At 68.9% G+C, this 12218-nt stretch carries 5 protein-coding genes and 1 pseudogene; 2 read left to right on the top strand and 4 right to left on the bottom strand.

What is annotated here, in order from left to right:
- The first annotated feature begins 121 nt into the window (after nt 1-121).
- Nucleotides 122-2245, top strand: a complete 2124-nt coding sequence (locus tag ABIA71_RS15860; RefSeq protein ID WP_354286459.1) for a methyl-accepting chemotaxis protein — start codon at nt 122-124, stop codon at nt 2243-2245.
- A 317-nt stretch (nt 2246-2562) separates the two neighbouring features.
- Here the strand turns inward: ABIA71_RS15860 and ABIA71_RS15855 are convergent, their stop codons facing one another.
- Nucleotides 2563-7581: an autotransporter domain-containing protein gene (locus ABIA71_RS15855; protein WP_354286458.1), complete on the bottom strand. Its 5019-nt coding sequence runs from the start codon at nt 7579-7581 to the stop codon at nt 2563-2565.
- Between the two features lie 258 nt (nt 7582-7839).
- Here ABIA71_RS15855 and ABIA71_RS15850 point away from each other — a divergent pair, with 258 nt between their 5' ends.
- Nucleotides 7840-8652 (top strand): hypothetical protein, encoded by an 813-nt coding sequence (locus ABIA71_RS15850; RefSeq protein ID WP_354286456.1) that lies wholly within the window; start codon nt 7840-7842, stop codon nt 8650-8652.
- A gap of 56 nt (nt 8653-8708) precedes the next feature.
- On the opposite strand, the gene ABIA71_RS15845 is transcribed toward ABIA71_RS15850, so the two are convergent.
- From ABIA71_RS15845 to ABIA71_RS15835, 3 genes and pseudogenes are all read right to left on the bottom strand, one after another.
- On the bottom strand, nt 8709-9545 hold the full coding sequence (locus ABIA71_RS15845) for a hypothetical protein (RefSeq protein WP_354286454.1): 837 nt from the start codon (nt 9543-9545) through the stop codon (nt 8709-8711).
- A 206-nt stretch (nt 9546-9751) separates the two neighbouring features.
- Nucleotides 9752-9934: pseudogene (locus ABIA71_RS15840) on the bottom strand (HupB); the annotation flags it as partial.
- A gap of 31 nt (nt 9935-9965) precedes the next feature.
- A complete protein-coding gene (locus tag ABIA71_RS15835; protein ID WP_354286452.1) occupies nt 9966-12050 on the bottom strand; it encodes a catalase in 2085 nt (694 codons plus the stop codon).
- Nucleotides 12051-12218: the final 168 nt, after the last annotated feature.

Genomic DNA, 12218 nt, shown 5'->3' with positions numbered 1-12218 from the left:
AGACGACGCCCGGGCAACCCGGCAGCAATGTGAACCGCGGCCGAGTTGTTAAGAAAGTGTGGTCAAGAACGCGTGACGGGGGGCCGATACCCCCTCACCCCCCACGTTCTTGGATGTCCCCATGGATTTTTTGCGTAACGTCAGAGTGGTCTGGCGTCTTGGTATGGGCTTTGGCCTGTTGTTGTTGCTGGTGGCGGCCGTGGTGGCCACCGGTGCCACCGGCAGTGCGGTGCAGAAGCACGCGATGCAGCAGGTGGTCGAGGTTGGCGTCGCCAAGGTGCGGCTGCTGTCGGAAATGCTCGATGCGAACAACCAGATGATGGTCGTGCGTCGTGAAATGCTGATCCGCCAGGGTCAGGAGCGCGAGGCCGACGAGGCGCGCATTGCCGCGCTGGTCAAGCGCTACGAGGCCAGCTGGACCGCCTACCAGGCGCTGCCCACCGATGCCGAAGGCAAGGCCATTGGCGAGCAGATCGCGGCCAGGCGCGCCACCGCGCGCCCGCTCAACAAGCAGACCAGCGAGCTGATGGAGCAGGGCGATTTCCCCGGCGCCGTCGCCCTGACTCTGGGCCCGGTGCAGGAAGCGGCCAATGGCTGGAACAAGGCGCTCGCCAATGGCGTGGCCTACGAAGAGAAGGAAAGCCGCGAGGCCGCTGCCGAAGCGATCCGCCTGGGCGAGCGCACTTTGCTGCAGCTGCTGGTGCTCGGTGGCATCGCGCTGCTGGTCGGCATTGCCGCCTCGATCCTGATCGGGCGCAGCCTGACCGGCCCGCTGGCCCGCGCGGTGGGCCTGGCCGACCGTATGGCCCGTGGCGAGCTGGACCAGGACTTCCGCCTGGGCGGCCGCGACGAACTCACCCTGCTGGGCAACGCCATGGGCAGCGTGCGCCAGAACGTGCAGGCCGCGATCACCGCGCAGCTGCAGATGGCGCAGCAGCACGAAGCCGGCGCGATCAGCTACCGGATGGACGCGGCCGCGTTGCCGGGCGATTACGGCCGCATGCTGCGTGCCACCAACGAGCTGGTCGGCTCGCACGTGGCCGTGCAGTCGCACATGGTGGATGTGATGGCCGACTACGCCATCGGCGACCTCAGCCGCGACCTGGACAGCTACCCGGGGGAGAAGGCGCTGCTGACCCGCACCATGGCCACGGTCAAGAGCAGCCTGATGGCGATCAACCAGCAGATCGATACGCTGGCCAGCGCCGCGCGTGCCGGTGACTTCTCGGTACGTGGCGACGAAGCCGCGTTCCAGTTCCAGTTCCGCGCCATGGTGGCCAACCTCAACGGCATGATGGCCAGCTCGCAGTCGAGCATTGCCGATCTGTCGCAGGTGCTGCGTGCCATCTCCACCGGTGACCTGACCTCGCGCATGGAAGGCCACTACCAGGGTGTGTTCGCGCAGATGCGTGACGATGCCAACGTCACCGCCGCGCAGCTGACCGCTATCGTGCAGCAGATCCAGGGCGCCGCCGGCAGCATCAACGACGCCGCGCAGGAACTGGCCGCCGGCCACAACGACCTGTCGCGCCGCACCGAACAGCAGGCCGCCAACCTGGAAGAGGCGGCTGCCTCGATGGAAGAGCTGACCTCCACCGTGCGCCAGAACGCCGAGCTGGCCAGCCAGGCCGACCAGGAAGCGCATGCGTCGGGCGTTGCCGTGCGCGCTACCGAACAGGCGATCGCGCAGATGGCCACGGTGATGAGCGAGATCGACAAATCTTCCGCGCGCATCTCCGAGATCTCCTCGGTGATCGACGGTATTGCGTTCCAGACCAACATCCTGGCGCTGAACGCCGCCGTGGAAGCTGCGCGTGCCGGCGAGAACGGGCGCGGGTTTGCCGTGGTCGCCAGCGAAGTGCGTACGCTTGCACAGCGAGCGGGTACGGCGGCCAAGGAGATCAAGGACCTGATCGGCGAGGCCAGCGACAAGGTCAAGACCGGGCTGAGCGTGACCGTGGAATCCGAAGCGGCCATTGCCCGGCTCACCCAGGCCAGCTCGCGTACCAACCAGCTGATGAGCGACATCGCCGCGGCCACCAAGGAACAGGCCGCCGGCATCGAGCAGGTGAACCAGGTGGTGGTGCAGATGGACCAGGTGACCCAGCAGAACGCGGCGCTGGTGGAAGAAGCCACCGCGGCCAGCCGCGCGCTGGAAGAGCAGGCGCACGCGCTGAGTGAATCGGTGGCGGTGTTCAAGCTGGAGCAGGGCACCCGGACCGTGGCTGCCCGCCGCGCAGCGTAAGTTCCCGCGCCCCATGCGTCGCGCTGCCCCGGCAGCGTGGCGCCGGGCTGGCAACGAAAAGGCCCTGCTTGCGCAGGGCCTTTTTTTTTGGCGGTCCGCCCCAACACGGTAGGTCACCACCGTTGGTGGTGACGCCCTTGGCGTACACGCCCGCCTGGCGCGATCTTGGATGACTTGCATTGGTATCGTCGGGCGTTGCCGCAAGCCGACCAACGGTCGGCTCTACGCGCGTGCGTTTTTCCGGTTCGCTGATCCCGTCGCTGCCCCACCAACCGACCGATCCCCTGCAGGATCGGCCGGTCTGCAACCACCGGGTGTTATTTCGCGGCAGCGTTACCGGCCCCGCAGCGACGCGGCGCGCAGCGCTGTGCGGTACCGGACGCATGGTCCGCATCGGTCCCCTCCATCGTGCCGGCCGCAGGGCCCGCACCGGCTCCGGCACCGCCATAACTCACCCGCAGTCCCACGCTGCTGGCACGGCTGGAGCCGCGGGTCTGCTCATGGCCCAACAGCAGCGACAGCAACCAGCCACGCTGCAGGCGCACGTCCATGCCGGCGGCCATCGACAGGGCATTGTCGTTGTAGCTGTGCATGTCCAGGCGATAGTCCTGCGCGCGAGGGCCCACCACGTAGTTGAGGTAGGCCGCGCCCTTGTCGTCGATGGCCTGGCGGTACTCGATGTTCCAGAACGGACGCACGCGTCCTTCGCCATCGCCTGCCAGGTAGGCCCCTTCCAGGCCGAGTGCGACCGCGCTGTTGCGCACCACCTGGCGGCGGTAGTCGAGGTCGTACAGATCCAGCCCGGTCTCCCGGTAGGCATCGAGCCTTGTGCGGCTGGCTTCCACGCGACCGTAGCCGGTGAGGGTCATGCCAGCGTTGCGATGTTCGTAGCCGAAGGCCAACGAACCGAACCACTGGTCACCGTCGCGGCTGCCGCGCGCGAAGGCGTCCGCGTCCGTGCTCCAGCGGCGGGTAGCGAAGTCCAGCGCGCCGCCGGCGATGACGCCGTCGACGAACAGGTGCTCGCCGCTGCGCCACAGGCCGTAGGCGGCCAGCGAATGCTGCCTGCCGTCCACGCGCGACTCGCTGCCGTCCCTTTCGCTGTCGTTGCGCGCCAGGCTGGCCGCCACGCCCAGCAGCAGGCGCTCGCCGACAGCGCGGTCCAGGCCGACGGTAAGGCCGTCGGTGTGGAAGGTGTAACTGCTGCTGCGGTCACCGTCGCCGAAGGTGGCGCTGCCCGAGGCCCACAGGCCCCAGCCGGTGGGCAGGGACGGCCACGGCGCGGCCTGCATCGGCGCCAGTGGCAAGGCCAGGCCGGGGCGGTCGCGGCCGCCGGCATGGCCGAGCGACAGCTGGTTGCTGGAGCCGTTGTCGCCACTGCGCACCTGGCGCAGGCGATCGCGGATGTTGGATTGCTGCGCACTCGCAAATCGCACGCTCGCGTCCACCTGCGCCTGCACGCCGGCGACCACGCCCGGGTCGCGGGTCGGGTCGGGCCGCTGGGCGACGGTCAGGCGCAGCTGCGCGGTGCCGATGCCGAAGCCACCGGCGGCGGCCTGGGTAAAGGTGATGATCGCCACGCCTTCACCGTGCAGGGTGACAGTGCGCCCCTGCACGCTGGCCACGGCCGGTGCACTGCTGCTGTAGCTGAAGGTGCCGCGGCTGGGGCTGGTTGGATCGACCAGGTCGAACGCGGCCTGCCCGTACAGCTTCTGCAGCTCCTGCGGCCACTGCAGCACCGGCACGGCGGCGGTGATGTCCACTTCAAGCACGGCCTGGGTGGCGGCCTGGTACTGCGCGTTGCCGGCCTGGTTGGCGGTCAGGCTGCAGCGCCCGGCGGCCAGCATCAGCACGCTGCTGCCGTCCACGCGGCACACCGCCGGCGTGGTGGTGGCGAACACGACCGGATTGCCGGACGCACCCCCGTTGGCCGAGACCGAGAAGCGGCCGTCCACGCTGTACGTCGGCGCGCTCGGATTGGCCACGAACGTGTCGATCTGCTGCAGCGCTTCGATCACCACCAGCGTGTAGGACTGGCGGGCGGTGAAGCCATTGGCGTCGGTCACGGTGACGTCGAAGGCATGGCTGCCGGCGGCCGTCGCCATGCCGGACAGCAGGCCGTCGCTGGCCAGGGTGAGGCCGCCCGGCAGCACGCCGCCGGTAACGGCGAACGTATACGGCGCGACGCCGCCGGATACCTGCAGGCGCTGGTTGTAGGACGCCGCGGTGAACGGTTGCGGCAGGCTGGGCAGGGTGAAGGCGATCTGCGGGGCGGCGATCACCAGCGTGTAGCTGCGGGTGCTGGTGAACGGGCCGGTACCGGTGCTGCTGTCGGTCACCTGCACAAGGATGCTGTAGCTTCCGGCGGTGGTCGGCGTGCCGCTGAACTCACCGGTGGCCGCCAGGGTGATGCCGGCGGGCAGGCCGCCAAGCGCCTGATAGCGGTAAGGCGCTGCGCCACCGGTGGTGCTCAGCGTTTGCTGGTAGCTGCTGCCGGCGGTGCCGGGCGCCAGCGGGGTCGCTGCCAGGCTGAGCGTAGGCGGCGACACGGTGATGCTCACCACGGTTGCGGCGGACGTGGTGTTGCCGTCGGTCGCGCGGTAGGTGAAGGCATCCGGGCCGGCATAGCCGGCGTTGGGCGTGTAGGTCACCTGGGTGCCATTGATGGCCGCGACGCCGTGGGCGGCGGCCGTGGTCACGCTCACGCTGTTGGCGATGCCGCCGATGTCCAACGGGATCGGCGTGGCCGTGCCGTATGCCACAACCGCATTGGACGGGTGGGCCACGATCGCTTCGGCGGCCGCCGCGGCATTGGACGCCGCCGACGCGCTGCCCGTGCCGGCGCCGTTGGTGGCGGTGACCGTGAAGGTGTAGGACAGCCCGACGGTCAGGCCGGTCACCTTGATCGGGCTGCCCGCGCCGGTGGCGGTGATACCCCCGGGAGCGGCGGTCACCGTGTAGCCGACAATCGCGCTGCCGCCGGTGAAGGCCGGCGCGGTGAAGCTCACCTCGATCTGGCCGGTGCCCGAGGGCGTGGCGGTGCCGATCAGCGGTGCACCGGGCGCGACCGCATTGACCTGGAAGGTCTGCGACACGGTCGCGGCCGGCAGGAAGCTGCTGTTGCCGGGCTGGTTGGCCGCGATGCTGCAGGTGCCCGCAGTGAGGAAGGTCAGCGCACCACTGCTGGTGATCGTGCAGACCCCGGTGGTGGTGGAGGTGAACGTCGGGGTCAGCCCGGAATCGGACGACGCCGTCAACGTGGGCGTGGTGCCGACATTCTGCACGCCCGGGTTGCTGAAGGTGATGACCTGGGCGGCGGCCGGGGTGATCGCGTTGGAGGCGGCCGAGGCCCCGCCGGTCCCGGCATTGTTGGTCGCCGTCACGGTGAAGGTGTAGGCGATGCCGTTGGTCAGGCCGGTCAGCGTGATCGGCGAGCCCGCCCCGGTGGCGGTGATGCCGCCCGGCTGGGCGGTCACGGTGTAGCCGCTGATCGCCGCACCGCCGGTGCTGGCCGGTGCGGTGAAGCTCACCGTGGCCTGGGTATCGCCCGCGGTGGCGGTACCGACGCTGGGCGCACCGGGCACTACGGCCACCACGGTGAACGTCTGGGTGACCTGCGACGCTGCCTGGAAGGTGCCATCGCCGCTCTGGTCGGCGTGGATGCTGCAGGCGCCGCTGCTACCGAAGGTCAAGGTGCCGCCGCTGGTGATGGTGCACACGCCGGTGGTGGCGGAGGTAAAGCTGACCGGCAGACCGGCGCTGCTGATCGCGGCCAGGGTGGGCGCACTACCGAAGATCTGCGTGCCGGGATTGCCAAAGACAATGGTCTGCGTGCCTTTCGGCGTTACCGCCGACGAGGCGGCCGAAGCGACGCTGGTGCCGGTGGCATTGGTCGCGGTGACGGTGAAGGCGTAGGCGGTGCCGTTGGCCAGCCCGGTGACGACCAGCGGCGAGGCCGCGCCGCTGGCGGTGAAGCCGCCCGGGGAAGAGGTCACGGTGTAACCGGTGATCGCCGAACCGCCGTCGCTGGCCGGTGCGGTGAAGGCCACCGAAACCTGGCCGTTGCCCGGGGTGGCCACGCCCACGGTGGGCGCGCCGGGTGCGGTGGGAATGGCCACGGCGTGCGACGCGCCCGCGGTGTAGCCGGCAACGCCGGTGTTGCCCGCGCCGTCGCGGATGCCCGAGGCCGCGCTCAGGTCCAGGCGCAGCGTGCCATTGCCGTTGATGCTGTCGACCACCACGTTGAGGGTGTCGCTGCCCGCGCCGCTCACCGAACGGACGACCGCGGCGGCCGAACCGGTGGCGGTCAGGCTGAAATCACTGACCGCCACGTTGAACACCGGCTCGCTGAAGTTCACCTGCCAGGTCACGCTGGGGGCGGTGGCCGCAGGCGTGCCCAGCACGGCCATGCTGCTCACGCTCGGTGCCAGGTCATCGACCACGGTGATGGAGAAGGCCTTCTCGGTGCTGGCACCGCCGCTGTCGGTGCTGCGCACGCGCACGCTGTAGGTACCGGCGGCAAGGCTGGCCGCGTTGGTGGCGCGCAGCGCGTCGCCGACGATGGTGAACTGTGCGTTGGCGGTGTCGCCGGCGCCGCTGACCAGGCTGTAGGTGAATGCATCGCCCACATCGGCATCGGTGGTGCTCAGCGTGCCCACCACGGCGTTCGCGCCGGCGCTCTGGTTGAGCGCGGTGGCCGTCAGGGCAAGATCGGTGGGCGCGGTGTTGATTGCTTCCACGATGATGTTGTTGATCGAATGCCAGGTGCGCAGGCCCGGATCGGCACCGCCGCTGATGAGACGGATGCGGATCTCGTCCACGTTGCGGAAGGCCGCCGGGAACAGGGTCACCGTGAGCGGAACGCGCAGCGGCGCCGGGATCGAGAAGCCGCGCGTCCCCACCAGGGCGCCGTCGCGGTAGCCCTCGACCATGTAATTGACGCTCGTGTTCTCGCCCCAGTTGTAATAGCGGAACGAGGTGATCGAGAAGTTGCTGCCGTTGGCCGAGCGGATCACCATCCCGATACGACCGTCCTGCTCGGTGTGGGTCAGGCCCGACCAGCTGCCGTCATCGCTGTCCAGCCAGGCGTTGTCCTTCCAGGTCATGCCGGCCACGGGCGTGCCCGCCGCATCGCTGCTGTTGAACACCTGCAGGGTCAGGCCAGGCACATCGGCCGAGCCGCCCTGGCCATCCTGTGCGTAGGTGGTGCCCACGCCCGTGTTGCTGCTGAACACCACTTCCACGGGTGCGGCCTGCGCCGCCCCCGCCGCGCCGGCCAACAGGACAAACCATGCCAGCACCCGCAGCAGCGGATGGGCCAAATTGGAAACGGACATGCAACTCCCCTGAATCAATCCACGATCAACGCCGGGCAGCACGCGCGTGGGCGCGCCCCCGGCTTCCCCTTTTCACCACCCAGCGGATATCGGCCGGCAGCACCGAATCTGATGTCCGGCCGGCACGCCCTGGAAAGGGCCGTGGTCTGGGGGGCTTGAGAGGCGATGCAAGCCATGTGCCACGGCTCTGTCGGGCGGCGCAGGGTCTTCCGCGCACCGCCGATTTCGGTGATGCTCTGGCCACGTACAGGGGGCTGCATGCACACCACCGAATCAGGCGACATCCACGGCGATGTGCCGGCCATTGCACACCTCACCACCGACCCGGTGCCTGCCGCGGGCAGTGCGCCGCCCACCGACTGGTCGGTGCTGCCGGTGGTGCAGGGCAACGAGGATTCGGTGGTGATGGTGGTGTGGCGGCTGCTGCGGCAGGAGCCGGCGTTGATCGTCAGCGCCGGGTATGTGCTGCTGTCGCTGCTGGGGCTGTGGTCCAGTTACTTTTTCTACCGCGGTTTCCACCTGTCGATCCTGGACTACCTGCAGGTCAGCGATTTCCTGGTCGCCGGCCTGCGCGATCCGGCGTACGCGGCGATCCTGGCGGGCGGCGCCCTGCTGGCGATCCTGGTCGGTTGGCCCGACACGCTGCGCCGACGCAACCCGGCCCGGGTGGACGCACTGCGGGCGCGGCACTGGGGCTGGCGGGTGCTGTTTTCGCGTTCGGCGCTGACCAGCTGGGACATGTCGGGCATGCGTCCACTCACGGGTGTATGCGTGGCGGTGGCGTTCTTCATGGCATTGGGGGCGGCCATCTACTCCGTGGACAAAGCCGAGAACATCCGCCAAAGCGGGCAGGGCAGCGCGGTCACGGTGCATCTGGCAGGCGATACCGCCGCGTTGCCCGGTACCGCGCGCCTGCTCGGCAGCAGCACCGGGTTCGTGTTCCTGTGGTGGCCGCAGCAGCAGCGTGCCGAAGCAGTGCCGATCTCGGCGATCAAACGCATGCAGTCGGTGGTGCTGCCCGCCCGGCGTGCCGCCGCGCCGATACCAACACCGGCGCAGACACCGCGATGAGCCGGGCGGGTGGGCGGTCCCGCAGAAAGCGTGCCGCCCCCTCATGAGGCGGCAGCTCAGCTCCCGGAGGCGGGCGCCTGAGCCACGTCATCGCGCTTGTGGATGCGGCCGTCGTGGATCTCCCAGAGCTGGCCGTCGGTCGTAGCGACGTACATCGGCGTGCGTGCCCACAGGCTCCAGTACACATGGACCTCGGTGGGGGTGGGGTCCAACAGATGTGTCACCATCATGCCCACCACCTTGACGCCGCGCTTTGACGGCGTCCGGCCCAGCTGGATGCAGGTGCGGGTGAAGCCACGGCTCGCCGTTATCCGCCCGTCGGCGATGTCCAGCCGGTGGCTGCCGCCCAGTGGCACCACGTTCGGCAAGGTGGTTGCCGGCAGCAGATAGACCGCCCAGCGTCCCTCGCCTTCGGGCAGCGCGACGCTGTTGTAGGCCTTGGCGCATGGCGCCACCTGTGCGGTCATCGCCAGGGTGCGTGCCGTCGTGGCGGCGGCTTCATAGGCGCTCAGCGGTGCTGGCTCGGACAGCACCTGGACCTCGCCTGCGGGCGTGCCGTCGGCGGCCATCTCGACGCGGTACAGCACGGCGGGGGTCGCGTCGATGTAGCTGACCCGGTACTGCCCGTCATGTTCCTCGGTGATCCAGCCGCGTACCCGCGCGTCCTTGCCGAAGGCACGGTACTTGGCCCGTATCGCATCGGTCGCGCGCTCGGCCGCAAGGTCCTGCAGGAAGATCGCCTTGCCCAGCCGTTCGGCACGCGACAGCGCGGCCGCGGTATCGGCGGCGCTCAACGGTGTCGGCGTCGGGGGCGTCGCGGGGACGTCCTGTGCAAGCGCCATCAGCGGCATCAGCAAGACCAGCGTGGCCCATGCGCGCGCAGGTTTCATCATGACGTGCCCCTCGAAAGCCGCTTCCTGCGGCAATGGCGGAGTATCGCCGATCACCTGTCCGCAACGCCAACACTGCCCCCAAGAGGGGGCAGCTGGCGCAGCAGGCACGACGCGTTACGGTGTCGCCCGCTCCGCGCCCTCGTTCCGGGGCCATGCGTCCGCTGACGGGGCGCGGTCATACATATTGCGGCTTACTGGCCTGGTGTCTTCTTCGCCGCCTTCCTGGTTGCCCCAACCTTCTTCCCCCCGCCGTCCTGCTTGTTGACGGTGGCCCAGGCGATCCGTTCGGCCGCAGCATCGCTGCGGCCCTGGTCCTTCTCGCTCTCTTCGATGTGCGCGGCCTGACGCTTCTGCTTGTCGGTGTAGGCCGATTTATCACCCCGGGGCATGGCAGGTCTCCAGTGGGCGGTGGACGGGGGCTCAGGCCAGCATGCGGACCTTGGGCTCACGCGCCCACTGGCGGGTTGCCGCTGCGGAGAGGAAGGCCTTGGCATCCTCGGCTTCCACCACGCCCGGGTCGTTGCCCACGCGGGCCGCCTTGAGCAACGCCTGTGCACCCTCGTCGGCGGCGATTGCCTTCAGGTGCGCCCAGGCGTCGGCGATGAAATCGATGGCCGCCGATTCCTTCAGCAGCCGCTTGGCCGCTTCGTTGCTGAGCACCACCGCAACCGCGTCGAACACCACCGACGGGGTACCCGCCAGCTGGCCATCGGCCGCCAGGGTCTTGCCATCGCTGAGCTTTCCGCCGCCGATCTTCGGCGCAACCAGCTTGACCTTCGCACCGGCCTTTTCGGCCGCCTTGCGCAGGTTGCCGATCAACCCCGCGTCGGAGCCTTCGTCGAACAGGATGCCGATGCAGCGGCCCTTGAGCAGGTCCTTGGTACGACCGATCACGCGCACTTCCGGCGCCTTCGGAAAATCCTGCGCAGGGGTGGCGGTCGGCGCGGGATCGGGCAGGGCAGGCATCGCCAGGCCGGCCGCGACGCGCTTGGCCAGTGCGTCATCAATGTTGCGCAGGTGGCTCACCGTGCGTTCGCGCACCTTGGCCGTTTCCACCTTGGACAGCTCGAACACCAGCGCCGACGCCAGATGCGCCTGCTCGGGCGCTTCCAGGCTGCGGAAGAACATCCGTGCCTGGCTGTAGTGGTCGGCGAAGCTGGCCGCCCGCACCCGGCCTTTGACCCCGTCATCGGGTGCCGTGGCATGGCTCGGGAAGCCCTCGGCGGTTTCGCGCGGGGTGTCGTCCTGCAGTGAGCTGGGGTCGTAGGCCACGCGCCCCTTGGGCACCTGCATCTGCATGTGGCCATCGCGCTGGTGGTTGGCGAACGGGCACTTGGGCGCATTGACCGGAATCTGGTGGAAGTTCGGCCCGCCCAGGCGGCTGAGCTGGGTGTCCAGGTACGAGAACAGCCGGCCCTGCAGCAGCGGGTCGTTGCTGAAGTCGATGCCCGGCGGCACGTTGGCCGGGCAGTAGGCCACCTGTTCGGTTTCAGCGAAGAAGTTGTCCGGCCAGCGGTCCAGCACCATGCGCCCGATCACCGTCAGCGGCACCAGCGATTCGGGAATGATCTTGGTCGAGTCCAGATGGTCGAACGGGAACGCCTCGGCATCTTTTTCGGTGAACAGCTGCACCGCCAGTTCCCACTCGGGGAAGTCGCCGGCGGTGATCGCCTCGAACAGGTCGCGGCGGTGGAAGTCGTTGTCGGCGCTCTGCAGCTTCACCGCCTCGTCCCACACCGTGGACTGGATGCCCAGCTTGGGGCGCCAGTGGAATTTGACGAAGGTGGATTCACCGGCCTCGTTGAGCAGCCGGAAGCTGTGGATGCCGAAGCCTTCGATGGTGCGCAGCGAGCGCGGGATGGTGCGGTCGCTCATCGCCCACATGATCATGTGCATCGATTCGGGCATCAGCGACACGAAGTCCCAGAACGTGTCGTGCGCACTGGCTGCCTGCGGGAAGGCGCGGTCCGGTTCCATCTTCACCGCGTGGATCAGGTCGGGGAACTTGATCGCGTCCTGGATGAAGAACACCGGGATGTTGTTGCCGACCAGGTCCCAGTTGCCTTCGCGGGTGTAGAACTTCACCGCGAAACCGCGCACGTCGCGCGGGGTATCCACCGAACCGGCGCCGCCGGCCACGGTCGAGAAGCGGGTGAACACCGGCGTACGCACGCCCACCTCGGTGAGCACGCGCGCGCGGGTGAATTCTTCCAGCGACCGGGTCAGCTCGAAATAGCCGTGCGCCGCGCTGCCGCGGGCATGCACGATGCGCTCGGGAATGCGCTCATGGTCGAAGTGGGTGATCTTCTCGCGCAGGATGAAGTCTTCCAGCAACGTCGGCCCACGCGGGGTATCGCGCAGCGAGTTCTGGTTGTCGGCAACCGCAATGCCCTGGTTGGTGGTCAGCGCCGGGTGGCTGCCGCCGGCGTGCTGATGCAGTTCGTCCCCTTGGCCACGGCTGTCGGCGGGAGGTGCGGGTTTGGTGCGGGGCTTGCTGGCGGCCATGTGGCGGCTCCGGGCTGGCGGGAAGGCAGCCCCCACACTGGCGTGGCCGGCGTTAATCGCGGGTGCGAAAAGCCCGGCACGCATCCACCCGCGCTTCACATGCGGCGCCCAGGCGCTGGGTGGCGCACGGCCGGACGGGTATCCTTGGCCCGAATCTTCCGCCACCTG

The organism is Stenotrophomonas sp. 2619 (genome assembly GCF_040548725.1).
Lineage (GTDB): Bacteria > Pseudomonadota > Gammaproteobacteria > Xanthomonadales > Xanthomonadaceae > Stenotrophomonas > Stenotrophomonas maltophilia_AP.
This window is presented reverse-complemented; position numbering and strand designations above follow the sequence as displayed.

Bases quoted from the DNA above. Each gene is read 5' to 3' on its own strand.
- ABIA71_RS15835 (WP_354286452.1), bottom strand. From the start codon at position 12,050: ATGGCCGCCAGCAAGCCCCGCACCAAACCCGCACCTCCCGCCGACAGC.
- ABIA71_RS15845 (WP_354286454.1), bottom strand. From the start codon at position 9,545: ATGATGAAACCTGCGCGCGCATGGGCCACGCTGGTCTTGCTGATGCCG.
- ABIA71_RS15860 (WP_354286459.1), top strand. From the start codon at position 122: ATGGATTTTTTGCGTAACGTCAGAGTGGTCTGGCGTCTTGGTATGGGC.
- ABIA71_RS15850 (WP_354286456.1), top strand. From the start codon at position 7,840: ATGCACACCACCGAATCAGGCGACATCCACGGCGATGTGCCGGCCATT.
- ABIA71_RS15855 (WP_354286458.1), bottom strand. From the start codon at position 7,581: ATGTCCGTTTCCAATTTGGCCCATCCGCTGCTGCGGGTGCTGGCATGG.